The 16,328-nt window shown below is 29.8% G+C and carries 19 protein-coding genes; 3 read left to right on the top strand and 16 right to left on the bottom strand.

Annotated elements, in window-relative coordinates:
• Positions 1–2 precede the first annotated feature (2 nt).
• From CRV02_RS11330 to CRV02_RS11300, 7 genes are all read right to left on the bottom strand, one after another.
• Positions 3–1,019: a hypothetical protein gene (locus tag CRV02_RS11330; RefSeq protein WP_129090421.1), complete on the bottom strand. Its 1,017-nt coding sequence runs from the start codon at positions 1,017–1,019 to the stop codon at positions 3–5.
• A gap of 15 nt (positions 1,020–1,034) precedes the next feature.
• A complete protein-coding gene (dksA, locus tag CRV02_RS11325) occupies positions 1,035–1,388 on the bottom strand; it encodes an RNA polymerase-binding protein DksA (protein WP_129085376.1) in 354 nt (117 codons plus the stop codon).
• A 49-nt stretch (positions 1,389–1,437) separates the two neighbouring features.
• A complete protein-coding gene (locus CRV02_RS11320) occupies positions 1,438–1,893 on the bottom strand; it encodes a 23S rRNA (pseudouridine(1915)-N(3))-methyltransferase RlmH (protein WP_129090420.1) in 456 nt (151 codons plus the stop codon).
• A gap of 41 nt (positions 1,894–1,934) precedes the next feature.
• Entirely contained in the window at positions 1,935–2,801 is an 867-nt protein-coding gene (accD, locus tag CRV02_RS11315; RefSeq protein WP_129085374.1) for an acetyl-CoA carboxylase, carboxyltransferase subunit beta, read from the bottom strand.
• A 27-nt stretch (positions 2,802–2,828) separates the two neighbouring features.
• Positions 2,829–4,037, bottom strand: coding sequence for a methionine adenosyltransferase (gene metK, locus CRV02_RS11310; protein WP_258239296.1), 1,209 nt, complete (start codon positions 4,035–4,037; stop codon positions 2,829–2,831).
• Between the two features lie 96 nt (positions 4,038–4,133).
• Positions 4,134–5,936, bottom strand: a complete 1,803-nt coding sequence (gene glmS, locus CRV02_RS11305; RefSeq protein WP_129090418.1) for a glutamine--fructose-6-phosphate transaminase (isomerizing) — start codon at positions 5,934–5,936, stop codon at positions 4,134–4,136.
• A gap of 64 nt (positions 5,937–6,000) precedes the next feature.
• A complete protein-coding gene (locus CRV02_RS11300; RefSeq protein ID WP_129090417.1) occupies positions 6,001–6,774 on the bottom strand; it encodes an inositol monophosphatase family protein in 774 nt (257 codons plus the stop codon).
• A gap of 78 nt (positions 6,775–6,852) precedes the next feature.
• Between CRV02_RS11300 and CRV02_RS11295 the strand changes: the two genes are divergently transcribed.
• Complete coding sequence (locus CRV02_RS11295) at positions 6,853–7,440, top strand: YkgJ family cysteine cluster protein (protein ID WP_129090416.1); 588 nt, start codon at positions 6,853–6,855, stop codon at positions 7,438–7,440.
• A 56-nt stretch (positions 7,441–7,496) separates the two neighbouring features.
• Positions 7,497–8,927 (top strand): HD-GYP domain-containing protein, encoded by a 1,431-nt coding sequence (locus CRV02_RS15140; RefSeq protein WP_129090415.1) that lies wholly within the window; start codon positions 7,497–7,499, stop codon positions 8,925–8,927.
• A 336-nt stretch (positions 8,928–9,263) separates the two neighbouring features.
• Here the strand turns inward: CRV02_RS15140 and groL are convergent, their stop codons facing one another.
• The 6 genes from groL to CRV02_RS11260 form a co-directional block, all read right to left on the bottom strand.
• On the bottom strand, positions 9,264–10,898 hold the full coding sequence (gene groL / locus CRV02_RS11285; protein WP_129090414.1) for a chaperonin GroEL: 1,635 nt from the start codon (positions 10,896–10,898) through the stop codon (positions 9,264–9,266).
• Between the two features lies 1 nt (position 10,899).
• Entirely contained in the window at positions 10,900–11,157 is a 258-nt protein-coding gene (gene groES, locus CRV02_RS11280) for a co-chaperone GroES (RefSeq protein WP_129085367.1), read from the bottom strand.
• Positions 11,158–11,275: 118 nt separating this feature from the next.
• Positions 11,276–12,139 carry a polyprenyl synthetase family protein gene (locus tag CRV02_RS11275; RefSeq protein WP_129090413.1) on the bottom strand — a complete coding sequence of 288 codons (864 nt, stop codon included), beginning with the start codon at positions 12,137–12,139 and terminating at the stop codon, positions 11,276–11,278.
• Positions 12,140–12,141: 2 nt separating this feature from the next.
• Positions 12,142–12,465: a YbaB/EbfC family nucleoid-associated protein gene (locus tag CRV02_RS11270; protein ID WP_129090412.1), complete on the bottom strand. Its 324-nt coding sequence runs from the start codon at positions 12,463–12,465 to the stop codon at positions 12,142–12,144.
• Positions 12,458–12,841 carry an aspartate 1-decarboxylase gene (gene panD, locus CRV02_RS11265; protein ID WP_129085364.1) on the bottom strand — a complete coding sequence of 128 codons (384 nt, stop codon included), beginning with the start codon at positions 12,839–12,841 and terminating at the stop codon, positions 12,458–12,460. Before panD ends, CRV02_RS11270 begins: the two co-directional genes overlap by 8 nt.
• 20 nt (positions 12,842–12,861) lie before the next feature.
• Positions 12,862–13,221 carry a ferredoxin gene (locus tag CRV02_RS11260; protein WP_129085363.1) on the bottom strand — a complete coding sequence of 120 codons (360 nt, stop codon included), beginning with the start codon at positions 13,219–13,221 and terminating at the stop codon, positions 12,862–12,864.
• 148 nt (positions 13,222–13,369) lie between these two features.
• Here CRV02_RS11260 and CRV02_RS11255 point away from each other — a divergent pair, with 148 nt between their 5' ends.
• Positions 13,370–13,900 (top strand): peptidylprolyl isomerase, encoded by a 531-nt coding sequence (locus CRV02_RS11255; protein ID WP_129085362.1) that lies wholly within the window; start codon positions 13,370–13,372, stop codon positions 13,898–13,900.
• 13 nt (positions 13,901–13,913) lie between these two features.
• On the opposite strand, the gene CRV02_RS11250 is transcribed toward CRV02_RS11255, so the two are convergent.
• From CRV02_RS11250 to CRV02_RS11240, 3 genes are read right to left on the bottom strand one after another with little or no spacing between them, the layout of a single operon-like run.
• On the bottom strand, positions 13,914–15,290 hold the full coding sequence (locus CRV02_RS11250) for a response regulator (protein ID WP_129090411.1): 1,377 nt from the start codon (positions 15,288–15,290) through the stop codon (positions 13,914–13,916).
• Between the two features lies 1 nt (position 15,291).
• On the bottom strand, positions 15,292–15,684 hold the full coding sequence (locus CRV02_RS11245; protein ID WP_129090410.1) for a response regulator: 393 nt from the start codon (positions 15,682–15,684) through the stop codon (positions 15,292–15,294).
• Between the two features lie 11 nt (positions 15,685–15,695).
• A complete protein-coding gene (locus CRV02_RS11240) occupies positions 15,696–16,196 on the bottom strand; it encodes a chemotaxis protein CheW (RefSeq protein WP_258239295.1) in 501 nt (166 codons plus the stop codon).
• Positions 16,197–16,328 lie beyond the last annotated feature (132 nt).

Genomic DNA, 16,328 nt, shown 5'->3' with positions numbered 1-16,328 from the left:
TATTAGTTTATGTTAGTTATGTCTTCTAAAGAGTAGTGTTTACCTGCATCTTTTAAATCTAGTACAGCTCTAATAGCTTTATGTTCATCATCATTGTATCCTGATAATAAATCTTTTAGCTTCTCAATCATTTCAAGCTCTAATAGAATATAAAAATATGCACCAGCGGCTGCTTCATTATCATTTGATAATGTTTCAAAAAGGTCTAATAGTTTGTCTGGATTTAATGCATCTTTGTATAATTTTGCAAGAGTTAAAAACTCTTGTTCTGTATAATCTAAACTTTTAGTAATCTTTTGTATTTCTTCTTTAGATAATCCAAATTCTGAATTATCAATATCTTTTAAAAATAGTTTTAAAGCCATGTCTTTTGTAAGTTTTACGTTTGAGTAAACCTTTTTAACAGTAGTCATGCTTTTGTTTTCTAATACTGCATAAAATGCTGCTTTTACAACTTCTTCTGCAAAGTTGTCTTGTTTTTTTAATACATCAACAGCATAATCAATTTGTTCATTGATTTTATTAATTAAATTCTTTTTAGCTAAGGCTGAATCAGGATTAAGTTTTAAACTCTTATCAGCAATATGCTTACCTGATTCAATATCTTTTATTGAAGCTACAATAGTATTTAACTCTTCATTTGAAGAAGTAAATGTACCTTCTTTTACAGAGATATCTAACTGTTTTAAAATTGAAGCAAGGTTTTTATAACCTTGAGTTTTAAATCTTCTTTTATCTTCTTTTTGAAGTAATAAAGACTTAATTGTTTCTACAATTGATTCTTCATCTTTAATAAAGCCTCTTGTTTTGAAGAAGTTTAATGAACCATAAAATACTAAATGTAGAACTGTAAAAAAGAATAATGCTGCAACTGGAATTATTATCCATAAAACAGTTGGTAACTGCATAGTATAATCTAAAACTGTAATTTCGTAACTACCACTTTCTACACTATAAACATAAAGTGCTACAGCAATTATTAATAAAAGGGAAAACCCTATATATTTTTTAAGTCCCACATAAAATCCTTTTTATTATTGTTCTTTTTCGTGAATCTCTCTACAAGGAGTACAATACTTTGCAAATGGTTTAGCTCTAAGTCTTCCAATAGCAATAGACTCATCACACATTTCACAAGTACCATAAGTACCTTTTTCAATTCTTTTTAATGCGTCTTCAATCTCATTTAACTCTTTAATTTGTTGGTTAGCGATAATCCCTTCCTTAAAACTATCACTTGAAACCTCTGCATAATCATACTCATCATTACACTCAGAGTTTTTTAAAGAATCGATACTATCTCTACTACCTTGAATGTTTTGAGTGATTAAATCTCTTCTTTCGACAAGAATATTTTTCAACTCTTCAATCTGTTTTGCATTAGCCATATTATACCTTATTTAAAAAATTTTGCAATTATACTGAAAATATTATAAATTATTTATGATATGGATGATTGTTCTTTATAGCAAGGCCTCGGAAGATTTGTTCTAGTAAAACTACAGTTACAACTTTATGCGCCATAGTTAAATCACTAAGACTAATTACACTTTGACATTTATTTAAAAAGTCTCTTTCAAAGCCGTATGCTCCGCCTATGAAAAAGTTAACTTCACTGTCATTTGAAATCATTTTTGAGAATTTAAAGCTATCTACTTTTTTTCCAAGAACATCAAGTGCGATACAATGTCCATTTAGATATTTTTCAAAAGCTTGTGTATAAGATTTTTGTGCTTCAGTTTGAGATATATTTTGAGCTTTTGCAATATTTTTATCGAAGATATGATGAACTTCAACCTTTGCATACTTTGAACACATTTTAATAAACTCTTTATTTAGTTTATCAAAGTCATCACTGCTAGGTTTTACTATTGCATATATATTTATTTTCATGAGAGATAAAATAGAAATCCCAAAAGGGATTCTATTAAAAATTAGCTAACTTGGCTATCTTTGTAGAACATTGTTAAAAGATCAGATAGAGTTTTCTTCATATCACTTCTATTAACAACCATATCAATTGAACCTTTTTCTAATAAGAATTCAGCTCTTTGGAAACCTTCTGGTAAATCTGCACCAATAGTTTGTTTAATAACTCTTTGTCCAGCAAATCCAACTAAAGCTCCTGGTTCAGCCATAATAATATCACCTAAGAAAGCAAATGAAGCAGAAACACCACCCATAGTTGGGTCAGTTAAAACTGAGATATAAGGAAGTTTTGCTTGGTCCATTTTCTTTAGTGCTGCAGATGTTTTTGCCATTTGCATTAAAGAGAAAGTTGACTCTTGCATTCTTGCTCCACCTGAAGCAGAAACAATAATTAAACCTTGGTGTTTTTCCATAGCTCTATTTACGGCTCTAACAATTTTTTCACCTTCAACAGAACCTAAAGAACCACCCATAAATGCGAAGTCAAATACAACTACTTGTACTGGTAAACCATTGATTGTACACTCACCACTAATAACAGCAGAAGTTCTACCTGTTTTCTTTTCAGCTTCGTCAACTCTTTTTTTATAAGATTTTTTATCAACAAATTTTAAAGGATCTATAGGTTTTAAATCAGCATCATACTCAACAAAAGAGTCACTATCTGCTAAAATCTCTATTCTTCTTTTAGCTCCAATTCTCATGTGAAAATTACATTTTGGGCATATATTGTTTTGATTTTCAACCTCTTTAAAGAACATTAAAGATGAACACTCTGGACATTTAATCCAGTGTGTTGGTGCATCTTTTTTAGTTGCTTGTTGTTCTTTATTATCAAATGAAATTTTACTAAATAAGTTTTTTAAATCCATTATAAATCCTTTTTAAAATTTATCTTTTTAAATATTTTTTAATTTCTCAACTTCGTCAAGTTTTTCCCAAGGATAATCACTTTGACCAACTTGTCCTCTTGAAGCTACATCAGCATAAAGGAAAGTTTTTTCACTTGGCTTATCTAAACCAAATTTTTCAGTAATCCATCTTGGAGTTAATGAGTACTCATCCATTACAAGTTGAGATAATTTATCGTCATCAAATTTTGTGAAAGTACCCATTGTATCAACTGCTACTGAAGTTGGTCTTGCAACTCCAATTGCATATGAAATTTGAACAATTGCTTTTTTAGCAAGTCCTGCTGCAACAATATTTTTTGCAATCCATCTAGCAGCATATAATCCAGATCTGTCAACTTTTGTATAATCTTTTGAAGACTGAGCTCCACCACCAATAGGTGAATAACCACCAAAAGAATCAACAATAAGTTTTCTTCCAGTTAATCCTGAGTCATGTAATGAAGAGTGAGATACATATCTTCCTGTTGGGTTAATATGAATAATAGTCTCATCTTTGTTATACATATCAGTTGGTAATCCAGTATCATCAATTAAACCTTGAATTAACTCTCTTACCTCTTCGATTGGCATACCTTCTACAGAAGGAGCACTTACAACAATTGTATGAATTTTTTGAGGTTTACAATTCTCAAAATTCTCTTTTGTACCATAATCAACAGTAACTTGAGTTTTAATATCAACTCCAAGTTTTTGATTATGTTTTAATGCATAGTTATATACTTTATCACAAAGCATTCTAGCATAAGTAATTGCTGCAGGCATTAAATCTGCCGTTTCATCTGAAGCGAAACCAAACATAATTCCTTGGTCCCCTGCTCCAATATCACCTGTTTCTTGATCAACACCCTGAGAAATATCAGGAGATTGTTGATTTAATAAAACTTGTACTTCTACATCATCAGGATGAAGGCATTGCTCTTTTGTAAAAGCAGACTTACCGTCATAACCAATTTTTGCTAAAGCATCTTTTACTAGTGTTTCATATTCTTCTTGTGAAAGTTGGCATTTTGACTTAACCTCTCCACCAATAACAACGTGCTTACCAGCAACAAATACTTCAGAAGCAACTCTTGAATTAGAGTCTTCCATAATTAGTTTATCAACTATTGTATCTGCAATAATATCTGCACATTTGTCTGGGTGTCCTGGGCTTACAACTTCACTTGTAAATAAGTAGCTTGTTTTGTTTTCCATTTTTGTTTTCCTATTTTGTTTTCCATTTTTGTTTTCCATCAAATACATACTTATCTTTTATCTTTAAACTACACTAAAAAAATAAAAAATTAATATTTATTCAACAGTTACTGACTTAGCCAAGTTTCTTGGCATGTCAACATCGTTTCCTAATCGTATTGAAATCTCCATTGATAGAAGTTGCAATACAACTAACATTTCAAAAAACTCTAACATATAATGATCAGCTTTTTGAGTTTTTATAAAATCATCACTAAGTTCAAACTCTAAAGGAGAAATCGTACAAATAGTAGAATCTCTAGCACTTAACTCTTCAACATTAGATTTGATTTTGTCATATAATAAATTTTCAGGCATTAAAGCAATCGTGAATAACTCAGGATCTGCTAATGCGATTGGACCGTGTTTCATTTCACCTGCTGGATATCCTTCTGCATGCAAATATGAAATTTCTTTTAATTTTAAAGCACCTTCAAGTGCTAATGGGAAAAAGACATCTCGTCCTATAAAGAAAAAACCATGGCCATGAAGATATCGTTTTGATAATCTTCTTGTTTTTTCATGCATTTTATCACTTACAATAAGTGACTTTGGAACTTCCCTTAATGCATGAATCTCTTTTTGTAAAGTTTCTGGTGAAATCTTATCATTTTGCTTAGCAAAATATAAAGAAAGCATCCATAAAACTACTGTTTGAGTAGAGAAGGCTTTTGTTGAAGCAACACCTTTTTCTATTCCTGCCCTTGTAAGAATAGTATTATCTGCAAGTCTAGTCATAGATGAATTATCTACATTACATACAACTAAAGTTTTAAGTCCGGCATTTTTTGCCATCTTTAAAGCTTCTAATGTATCTGCTGTTTCACCACTTTGAGAAATAACTATAAATAGACTGTTTTTATTTAAAAGTGGTTCTTTATATCTAAACTCACTTGCAATAACAACATTACATCTAATTTTTGAAAGTCTTTCAAAAAGATATGAAGCTGTGATTCCCGCATGATATGAAGTTCCACATGCACAAATATTTATCTCTTCAATTCCTTCTAAAATAGAAGGGTCAAGCTCATCAAAAAGTATCTCTTCATCTTGAATTCTTCCAAGCATACAATCACTTACAACATTGCTTTGCTCATAAATCTCTTTTTCCATAAAGAATCTAAAACCATCTTTTTGAGCAAACTGTTTTGAAGAAGGTAAAGAACTCCATGAGTAATCATCACTGAAAAACTCAATTCCCTTTGAAGTTGCAATTCCTCCAACTCCGTCTTCTAAATAAACAACATCATTTGCAAGCCCAATTAAAGGAGCATCAGAAGAAGCGAATAAAACTTCACCCTCTTCATTCCCCTTTGCAATAATTAAAGGGCTTCCATGCTTAAAGAAAAATATTTTTTCAATATTTGCTTTTGTAATTAAAAGAATAGAAAAAGCACCTTCTAATCTCTCAATAGTTTGATTAAAGGCTTTATCTTCATCATTACAAAGATTATAATAGTTTTCAAAAAGGTGAACTATTACTTCTGTATCTGTTTGAGATACAAACTTATGACCTTTTTCAAGAAGTTCATCTTTTATTTCTTTGTAGTTTTCAATAATTCCATTATGAACTACATACGAAAACTCTCCTAAGTGAGGGTGAGCATTAAGTTCTGTTGGCTTTCCATGTGTTGCCCATCTTGTATGACCTATTCCTATTGAATATGTATCAAGATTTGCTTTTGAAATTTTCTCTTTTAAGTTTGATAATTTTCCTAAAGCTTTAAAAACATCTATTTTTTCTTTATTTAAAAGTGCAATTCCTGCAGAGTCATATCCTCTGTATTCAAGCTCTTTTAAACCATCTAATAAAATCTCAGTAGTATTTTGCTTTCCTATATATCCAACTATTCCACACATTATTTAATTGCCTTAAACCTTTTTAAAATCAGATATTTTATCTTAAAAGTTCTAAATTGTTACTTTATTGATTAAGTAGTGTTATTAACTCATCATGGATTAAACCATTTGAAGCCACTATATACTTATCTTCAAATAAAGTATATTTATCTCCACTTAGGTTAGTAAACTTACCACCAGCCTCTTCTAAGATAATAATTCCAGCACTTACATCCCAAGCTTTTAGATTCATTTCATAATAACCTTCATAAGTTCCACGTGCTATAAAGCATAAATCAATTGCCGCACTTCCAAGTCTTCTTATATCTTGACATCTTGGAAGAATTATTCTTATTTTTTCAATTACATCATTTAAATCATCTTGATTTGTACTATTACTATATGGAAATCCTGTAGCTAATAAAGATTTTTGAAAATCATTCTCTTTTGAAACTTCTAATTTTTTACCATTTAAAAAAGCACCTTCACCAACTTCTGCTTCATAAAGTTCATCTAATATTGGGTTATAAACTATTCCAATATATGGGTTTTTATCTTTATATACTCCAACTGAAATACAAGTATGAGGTACTTGATTTACAAAGTTAGTAGTCCCATCAATTGGGTCAACTATAATTGAATCTTTAAATTCAATATTTTTATTATCTGATTCCTCAGCAATAATATTAAAATCTGTAAACTCTTTTGAAAACTTCTCTTTTAGAAACTCTTCAACTGCCACATCATATTTAGTAACTAAATCTTTTTTTGCTTTAAAATTCACTTCTTTATTTGAAGAATATCCATCTTTTAATATCTTTCCTGCTTCTTTTATAATTTCTATTAGTTTTTCTTTCATTTTATCTTCCATTAAAATAGTTTTAGGCATTTTAACAAAAATTTGTTACACTAAAATTAATATATTTTAAGAGGTTCTATGAAAAGCTTTATTCCTATTTCAAATAATAATTTTACTTTTGATTCATGTTCTAACTGTAATGCAAACTGTTGTGATGGAAGAAAAGGAACTATTTATTCTCAAGTTTTAAAAGAAGAGTTTGAAAAGACATACAAAAACTTTCCTATATTATTTATTTTTGGAGAGCTTGGTTTTTGTAAGCCAGTTATACTTTTAACAAATGGAAAAGAGTTTTGCTTTTACCAACAAAATCATATGTGTAGCATCTATGAAGATAGACCAACTGTATGTAGAACATATCCCCTTAGCCCAAATTTGGATAATCAAATTTATATTGATATCACTTGCCCTGAAGTAAATAAAGGAAATAGCTTTTTGATAAAAAATGAAAATATTATTATGGACTCATATAAAAACTCTATTTTTGATAATTATCAGGATAAATATATAGAAACACATTTTGAATTTGAAACTCTTGATAATAAAGATTTTGAAGTAGCTATTACAATCAATGATATAATCTTTTATAAATATATTGGAGATAATGACTCTTTATATATAAACCTACACAAAAAATCTTTAGATAACTTACAAAAGTACTTTTAGTCTACACAATAATTAAATAAAACTGTAATAAAATAGTAAGCCAAAAAGGAAGAAGAATGAATCAGTTTACTATTTATGACCTATTAAACTTAAAAACACGTACCTATATTTATTTGATGTCTTTGACTTCACTTGTTTTTTTACAAACTTTCTGTACAAATGTTTGCCCATTTATAGATGGCCTAAGACCTGAGCAACTTTTTAGAAATTTAGTTTTCATATTTATTGCTCACTTGATATATAGAGAAATTCTTTATTACTCATTTAGAAATCAAAGAAAAAACATTTCCCTACCTAGGCAAGCTTATTTTTTAAGTATGATTTCATGGGTACTTGCTGGATGTACTGCTTTTATACTACATGATACACTATATCCAGAGTTTCCTATTTCAAGTCACTTAAAAATATTTTCTAGTTATATCACACTTGGAGCAGCCATTCTTTCTCAAATAGAGTATATACTGTTTGAAAAAAGATATAAAGAGATTTCAAAAAACTCTAATTTTACTATTTTTAATGAAAAGATTTCTCAAAGAATTATTGAAACCTTTTTAATATTTACCATAGCACCTATTGCAACTTTATTATTAATAGTAAGAAGATTTAATCTTGATGGTGTAGTTGATATGCATGTTACACTTGAAATGGTTTATATTGGTTTACTTATGATTATGTCAGCAATTGTACTTGCAATAGTTTTTGGAAGAGTTTTAAAAGAAGATACTAAAACAATTATGTCAAATATTAAAAATATAGAAAATGGAAACTATACAAATACAAAAGTAATAAATAGACCAGATGAACTTGGTGAAATCTCATATGCTATTAAAAATATGTCTTCATCAATAAATGAAGGCTTAAACAAAATAAACAATCTTAACGAAGAGATAATAAGTACACAAAAAGAAGTTGTTTATGCAATGGGTGAAATCGCTGAAACAAGAAGCAAAGAGACAGGAAATCACGTAAAAAGAGTTGCTGAATACTCTAAAATTCTGGCATTAAAATTAGGTTTACCAGAAAAAGAAGCTGAGCTTTTAAAACTTGCTAGCCCAATGCATGATATTGGAAAAGTTGGAATTCCAGACAATATACTAAATAAACCTGGAAAATTAACAGTTGAAGAGTTTGAAGTTATGAAAACACATGCCCAATTAGGTTTTGATATGTTAAAACACTCTGATAAACCAATATTAAAAGCAGCAGCTATTGTTTCAAAAGAGCATCATGAAAAGTACAATGGAAAAGGTTATCCTCAAGGGCTAAAAGGTGAAGAGATACATATCTATGGAAGAATAACAGCAGTTGCAGATGTTTTTGATGCCCTAGGAAGTGATAGAGTCTATAAAAAAGCTTGGGATGATGAAAAAATATTTAATCTTTTTAAAGAAGAAAGAGCAGAACACTTTTGTCCTAAAGTTATTGATGCCTTTTTTAGTAGTCTTGATGAAATATTTGAAATAAGAAAAAGGTTCAAAGACACATAAAAAACTACTCTATAAATTTATTTGTTTTTAAGTTTATTAGGAGCATAATTGTTATTAAGAAAACAATCTTGGAGGTGCAAATGACGAAGGATCTTCTATTTTAGTATTGTTAAAATTAAGACTTAAAAAATTTACTACAGAGTGAATTTTATAAATATGAGTTTTATTTATAAAGATAAGAAAGAGAGGGAAAAGGTTTGAAATCTTTTCCCTTTTTTTATGGGAAATTTATAGATTTCAACTAGACTTCCTTACGGACACGGTGGTGCTAAAGCACATCACCTTAGTCTGCGTCGGGTAAAATCGTGAAACTATTCACGATTTTTTAACCCCAACTTACATCATACCAGGCATTCCACCCATTCCACCCATGTCAGGCATAGCTGGAGCTGGCTTATCTTCTTTAATATCAGTTACTGTAGCTTCAGTAGTTAAAAGTAAAGATGCTACAGATACAGCATTTTGCATTGCAACTCTTTCAACTTTAGCTGGGTCAACAATTCCTGCTTCAAACATATCAACATACTCACCAGTAGCAGCGTTGAATCCAAAGTTTTCATTGTCAGCTTTTTCAACTTCATTTACTACAACACCAGCATCAAATCCAGCATTTGTAGCAATTTGTTTCATAGGTGCTTTAATAGCTCTTAATACAATATCTGCACCAATTTGCTCATCACCATCTAATTCTAAAGCTACTTTAGATGCAGCTCTAATTAAAGCAGCTCCACCACCAATTACAATACCTTCTTCAACAGCAGCTCTTGTTGCAGATAATGCATCATCAACTCTGTCTTTTTTCTCTTTCATTTCTGTTTCAGTAGCAGCACCTACTTTGATAACTGCAACACCACCAGAAAGTTTTGCAAGTCTTTCTTGTAGTTTTTCTCTATCATAGTCAGAAGTTGTATTTTCAATCTCTGCTTTGATTTGGTTAACTCTTCCAGTTACTTTTTCAGTCTCACCAGTACCATCTACAATAGTAGTGTTATCTTTATCAATAACAACTCTAGCAGCAGTTCCTAAGCAAGAGAAATCAGCAGTTTCAAGTTTCATTCCCATCTCTTCAGAAATAACTGTACCATTTGTTAATACAGCAATATCTTCTAACATAGCTTTTCTTCTATCACCAAAACCTGGAGCTTTAACAGCTGCAATATTTAAAGAACCTCTTAATCTATTTACAACTAATGTAGCTAATGCTTCACCATCTACATCTTCTGCAATAATTAATAATGGTCTACCAGCTTGGTTAACTGATTCTAAAATTGGTAACATCTCTTTTAAGTTAGAGATTTTTTTGTCATATAAAAGAATAAATGGGTTTTCCATTTCAGTAATCATTTTCTCAGAATTAGTTACAAAGTATGGTGATAAGTAACCTCTATCAAACTGCATACCTTCAACTACATCTAGCTCATCAGAAATACCTTTTGCTTCTTCAACAGTAATAACACCATCTTTTCCAACTTTGTCCATTGCTTCAGCAATCATAGAACCAATGGCTTTATCTGAGTTTGCTGAAATAGTAGCAACTTGCTCGATTTCAGTTTTATTTGCAACTTCTTTAGAAGAAGCTTTTAAGTTAGCAAGAATTGCTTCAGCTGCTTTATCCATACCTCTTTTTAAAGTAATTGGGTTTGCACCAGCAGTTACATTTCTAAGACCTTCTTTAAAAATAGATTGTGCTAAAACTGTAGCAGTAGTTGTACCATCACCTGCTTCATCAGCAGTTTTTGAAGCAACTTCTTTTACAAGTTGTGCACCCATGTTTTCTAATGTATCATCAAGCTCGATTTCTCTTGCAACAGATACACCATCTTTTGTAATAGTTGGAGCACCAAATGATTTTTGTAAAAGTACATTTCTACCTCTTGGTCCCATTGTAACTTTTACTGCATCAGCTAACTTCTCAACACCTGTAAATAATCTATTTCTTGCATTGTCACTAAAAGTAATCTCTTTTGCCATCTTACATAACTCCTATAACGTTTTCAATATCTAATACTAAGTAATCTTCACCTTCTAATGAAAGTTCAGTTCCTCTAAATTGTTCAAATACGATAATGTCACCTTCTTTTAATTCTGATACTTCAGAACCAACAGCAACTACTTTTGCAGTATTTGGTTTTTCTTTTGCAGAATCAACTAGGATAATTCCGCTCGCAGTTTTTTCTTCAACTTCAGTTCTTTGAGCAAGAACTCTTTTTCCTAATGGTTTAAAATTCATATAATTCTCCTATAAATTTTTTTAATTTAAAAATTTTAGCACTCAAAAATTTAGAGTGCCAAATTTTATAAAATTTTTGCTAATTTGTCAAGAGGTGTGAGTATATTTGACTAAAGTTTTATGAATTGTGCCTAAAAAGGTACTTTGTAAGTAATTCATCTAAATTTTCTTTTAGATTTTTATCAAAAGTATTTAAAGTATTTTCACATTTTTTAGCTAATTTATCTGCTGACTCTTTTGCACCTGCTAATCCTAAAAGATTTACAAAAGAGTTTTTTGCTTCATCATTTTGTGTAGTTTTACCAGCTTCTTCTTCTGTTTTTGTCTCATCTATAATATCATCTTGGATTTGAAATAGTAATCCTAAGTCAATTCCAAAGCTATATAGTTTTTCTTGTGTTTCTAAATCATATTCAGCAATTAATGCACCCATCTTTAAACTTCCAGCAATAAGCTTAGCAGTTTTATTAATATGCAAAAACTCTAATTGGTCTAATTCTAATTTTTTATTTTCATAAAAACAATCAATTGCTTGCCCAATAATCATTCCATCAATTCCACCATCACTAGATAAAGTTTTGATTAACTCAACTTTTATGTCATTGTGTAAAGGTGCATTTGCTATTTTATTAAAGCTTTCTGTATTTAAAGCATCTCCAACTAAGATTGCAGTTACTTCTCCATACTTTTTATGCAAAGTTTCAAAACCACGTCTAAGGTCTGCATCATCCATTGCTGGTAAATCATCATGGATTAAAGAGTAAGTATGAAGCATCTCTAAACCTAAAGCAACATCAAGTGAATTTGGAATAAGTAAAGATTTTTTTGAGTTAACTACACTAAGAAGTAACATTGGTCTAAATCTTTTACCTCCAGCTTGAAGCATATTTGCTAATGCTTCTTCAAAGTGAGGATGAAAAGTTTTAGATTTTGGAAGGTTTTCTAAAAGGTGATTTTCAAAAGTTTCTAATAGTTTATTCATATCTAAGATTTTTGTCCAAAAGAACCAAATCCACCCATCATATTCATTGCCATTGCTTTTTTATTTTCATCGCTTTGTTTTATTACATCATTCATACAAGAGATTAAAAGAATTTGTAAAGAATCTTTATCATCTAATAGTGAATCATCAATTTGTAAATCAATTACTTCAGAGTTTCCATTGATTGAAATCTCAACCATACCACCACCAGCTTTAGCAGTGAAGATTTTATTGGCATTATCTTCTTTAGCTTTATCAGCCATTTCTTGAACTTGCCCCATTACATCATTTAAGTTGATTTTACTTAAATCAATTCCATCAAACATGGTCACTTCCTACTAATTCATTTGTAACTGTATCAATATTATTTTCATCATCAACAATTACTACTGTTGGTTTATAGTTCTCTAACTCTTCTTCTGAATAAGAAGCATAAGAGATTACTATAATTTTGTCACCAATTTCTACTTTTCTAGCTGCTGCACCATTTAAGCACATATCTTTACTTCCAGCTTTCCCTTTAATAACATATGTAGCAAATCTTTCACCATTGTTTACATTTACAATTTCTACTTTTTGACCTACTCTAAGCTTTGAAGCTTTCATTAAATCTTCATCAATTGTAATTGACCCAACATAGTTAAGATTTGCATCTGTAACAGTTGCCCTATGTATTTTACTATACAGCATATCAAATGTCATTTTGTCTTTTCCCTTTTACTCTATTGAGCTAAATTTATAGGTTCTCCCCAGAACTGTTCTGGGATTAAATATTCCGCTACAGGATTACCACCTATAATATGTTCATCTACTATTTTATCTAGTTTTTCCTTAGATAGATTACTATACATATAGTGCCCTGGCTCTACCATCATTACTGGTCCCATTTGACATCTACCTAGACATGAAGTTCTTATTGCTTGAACTGGTCCCATAACACCTTTTTGCATTAATGTTTGAGCAAGATGATTAAACAAATCTTGAGTTTGTTCATTTACACATGAAGGCTTAGGCATTCCAGGAGGTGCACTTTGTTCACATTTAAATATGTAGAACGTTGGTTGAGGCATCTGAGGCATCATATTTAATCCTTTTAAACCTATTTATAATTATTTGCTTGAATTTTAACAAATATTTATTAAAGTCATCTAAAGCATAAGTTTTAATAATGTTTTAAATCTTCAAAGAATATACTATTTGCCACATAAAATTAATAAAGGATAAAGTTAAATGAAAAAGATATTTCTTTTTTTATTTTCACTTGTGTTGTTTTTAGAAGCAAATAATCCAATTGCTACAATTAAAACTTCTCAAGGTGATATTAAAGTAGAGCTTAGAGCTGATTTAGCACCTAAGGCTGTTGAAAACTTTGTAAAACACTCAAAAGATGGATACTATAATGGAACAATCTTCCATAGAGTTATTAAAAACTTTATGATTCAAGGGGGAGACCCAACAGGAACAGGAAGAGGTGGAGAATCTATTTGGGGAAAACCATTTAAAGATGAATTCTCACCAAAAGCTCTTTTTGATAAAACTGGTGTTTTAGCAATGGCTAATGCAGGACCAAATACAAATGGAAGTCAATTTTTTATTACTACTGTTCCAACTTATTGGTTAAATGGTAGACACACTATTTTTGGATATGTAAAAGAAGGAATGGATGTGGTTAAAAAAATAGAGAATGTACCAACATCAGGAAGATATCAAGGAAATAAACCTTTAAGTGAACAAAAAATTATCTCTATTGAAATAAAATAGATTTTTAGGAAGCTTACGAGCTTCCAAAAATTCTAACTAAAACATCTTTTGGAGCTATGTTTAAAAGCTCTTTTTCTAATCTATCAACTTTTTTAGCTTCAGCTTTTGCCTTTTCTTTCCAGTATGAAAGTTTTTGAGAAACTGCTTCTGCATTTTCTACATTTTCAACTTTTTCTCTTAAAGCGCTTAGTTCTTCTTCTAAATCATCAATTTCAATTTCAAAGTTTACTTTTATTTGTTTACACTCTTTTTCATGTTCACTTTCAATATTTTCAAGTTTGGTATGAAGCATTTTATTTTCTATCTTCATATCAGAGTTTTCTTTATTAACTTTTTTTACTAAATTATGCTTCTCTTCTATAGAATCAGCTTCATTTTTAAGCCTTTTATACTCTCGCTTTAATTTTTTATTTTCTACTCTATATTTTTCAACTTTATAGATATACTGATCTTTATCTGTTTTTGCAGCTTTAACTTCTTTTTTAAGATTTTCAATTTCATAGATTAGTTTATTAATTTCATGTTGTAACTCAGCACTTGCTTCTTTGCCTTTTATAAAAATTTCACCCTTATCTTTAATCAAGTGACTTTGCACTTCTCTTCTTTTTATTGCTTCTTGAGTTTCATCTTTTTGAATCATTAGTGAACCAATAAACTCACCAGCATCATTTAATACAGCTACAACTGAAGTATTTGAAATATAGTATGTGCCATCTTTTTTAAGATTTTTTATTCTATCTTCAAACTGCTTATCAACAGGAACTACTTTTTTAATTTTTTCATAGATTTTCTTATCAGTTTCTGGATGTCTTATTGTATCAATATCTTTACCAACTAATTCATCTTTTTCAAAACCTGTAATCTCACAGAATAGTTCATTTACATGCTTTATTTTAAAGTCACTATCTGTTCTTATGACAATATTATTGTTGTACATGATATCTTTATATTTTTTAAGTTCTTTAGTTTGTTGAGCTATTAAAAAGTCTTGATATTTCATTAATGCAAGATCATTAAGAACAGTCATTAATTTTCTTATATCAATTGGCTTTGTTATATACTCAAAAACTTTTAGTTTTATTGCCTCACTTAAAAATTCATTATCAGAATATGCAGTTGCAAAAAGAATAGAGATATCCTTATCTGTCTCTCTTATTTTTTTCACCATCTCTATTCCACTTAGATTTGGCATATTAATATCTGCGATGATTACATCAATATCATCTTTTCTTTGTTCATAGAGTTCTAAACCTTCTTTACCATCTTTAGCAGAAAAAACATTTTGAAAGAAGTTTGATAAAAGTGATACTATCTCACTTCTAACGCTTTCATCATCTTCTACATATAGAATAGTTAATCGTTTTAAAAGGTTCTTATCAACACTAGCCATGTTATTTGCTTCTATCTAAAGATACAATTAAATTTATAAACTTAATAAAATCAAAAGGCTTTAATAAATAGTCATTTACTCCAAGCTCTTTTGCTTTGTTTATATACTCTAACTCAGTATGTGCTGACATCACTATAATTGGAAGACTTATATCTTTTTGTTTTAATCTTTCAATCATTTCAAGACCATTCATAACTGGCATATTTATATCTGTTATAATCATTGATAAATCAGGGTTTTTTTCTATTATTTTAAGTGCTTCTTCACCATTTTTCGCAGTAAGATAATTTGCATCTAATTTATCTAAAGTATCAGAAATAATCTCAATTAGATCATCTTCATCCTCTACAAAAAGAAGCTTCATCGCCCTAAGTTTTTCAATTTTTTCTTGCATTTAAAGCCTTGTTATTTTAGTTCTTCTTTATCAACTACCGATTCAACATCCATAATTACTAACATTTGATTATTTTCTAGTCTCACAAAACCTTTTAAGTATTTTGAAGGAATTGCAGAACCCATATCAGAAACAGGTGCTAAAGATGAGATATCAATTCTTTGTACATCATCAACTTTATCAACCACTAGTCCAATCATTCTTTTATCTTCAGTAATTACAGCAATTACAGCTGTACTGTCATTATAAATTGCTTCACCAGTTTTGAACTTAATTCTTATATCTAAAATAGGTACAACTTCACCTCTTAAATTGATTAAACCTTTTACCCAAGTTTTTGTATTAGGTAGTGTTGTAATTAACTCAGGATAAGTTAAAATTTCTCTTATTTTTGGCAGTTCAATTGCATACTTCATTTTTCCTAATTCAAATGTCATATACTCACTTGTATTTGCATAATTTACAATTTCTTCTTCGTTGTTATTTATGTTGTTTGTTGTATTATTTTCCATTTCTATTACCTTCCTTCTTCTTTATTCCACTGAGCATATAAAGCTTCAGCATCAGCTATTTCTTCTCTTGATGGTTTTCTTCTACAAGACAAATACCCTTTTGTCCCATCACAACTCTCAAATGGATATACT

Origin of the sequence: Arcobacter sp. CECT 8989 (genome assembly GCF_004116715.1) — a bacterium.
Classification (GTDB): Bacteria; Campylobacterota; Campylobacteria; order Campylobacterales; family Arcobacteraceae; genus Halarcobacter.
Note: the sequence above shows the minus strand (reverse complement) of the source record. Positions and strands in the feature narration are given on the sequence as shown.

Coding starts and splice junctions, on each gene's coding strand:
- metK (WP_258239296.1), bottom strand. CDS start 4,037: ATGGAAAACAAAACAAGCTACTTATTTACAAGTGAAGTTGTAAGCCCA.
- CRV02_RS11250 (WP_129090411.1), bottom strand. CDS start 15,290: ATGGCTAGTGTTGATAAGAACCTTTTAAAACGATTAACTATTCTATAT.
- CRV02_RS11260 (WP_129085363.1), bottom strand. CDS start 13,221: ATGATGCCTCAGATGCCTCAACCAACGTTCTACATATTTAAATGTGAA.
- CRV02_RS11245 (WP_129090410.1), bottom strand. CDS start 15,684: ATGCAAGAAAAAATTGAAAAACTTAGGGCGATGAAGCTTCTTTTTGTA.
- CRV02_RS11300 (WP_129090417.1), bottom strand. CDS start 6,774: ATGAAAGAAAAACTAATAGAAATTATAAAAGAAGCAGGAAAGATATTA.
- CRV02_RS11320 (WP_129090420.1), bottom strand. CDS start 1,893: ATGAAAATAAATATATATGCAATAGTAAAACCTAGCAGTGATGACTTT.
- CRV02_RS11275 (WP_129090413.1), bottom strand. CDS start 12,139: ATGAATAAACTATTAGAAACTTTTGAAAATCACCTTTTAGAAAACCTT.
- groL (WP_129090414.1), bottom strand. CDS start 10,898: ATGGCAAAAGAGATTACTTTTAGTGACAATGCAAGAAATAGATTATTT.
- CRV02_RS15140 (WP_129090415.1), top strand. CDS start 7,497: ATGAATCAGTTTACTATTTATGACCTATTAAACTTAAAAACACGTACC.
- glmS (WP_129090418.1), bottom strand. CDS start 5,936: ATGTGTGGAATAGTTGGATATATAGGAAAGCAAAATACTACTGAGATT.
- CRV02_RS11295 (WP_129090416.1), top strand. CDS start 6,853: ATGAAAAGCTTTATTCCTATTTCAAATAATAATTTTACTTTTGATTCA.
- accD (WP_129085374.1), bottom strand. CDS start 2,801: ATGGATTTAAAAAACTTATTTAGTAAAATTTCATTTGATAATAAAGAA.
- CRV02_RS11270 (WP_129090412.1), bottom strand. CDS start 12,465: ATGTTTGATGGAATTGATTTAAGTAAAATCAACTTAAATGATGTAATG.
- groES (WP_129085367.1), bottom strand. CDS start 11,157: ATGAATTTTAAACCATTAGGAAAAAGAGTTCTTGCTCAAAGAACTGAA.
- dksA (WP_129085376.1), bottom strand. CDS start 1,388: ATGGCTAATGCAAAACAGATTGAAGAGTTGAAAAATATTCTTGTCGAA.
- CRV02_RS11240 (WP_258239295.1), bottom strand. CDS start 16,196: ATGGAAAATAATACAACAAACAACATAAATAACAACGAAGAAGAAATT.
- panD (WP_129085364.1), bottom strand. CDS start 12,841: ATGACATTTGATATGCTGTATAGTAAAATACATAGGGCAACTGTTACA.
- CRV02_RS11255 (WP_129085362.1), top strand. CDS start 13,370: ATGAAAAAGATATTTCTTTTTTTATTTTCACTTGTGTTGTTTTTAGAA.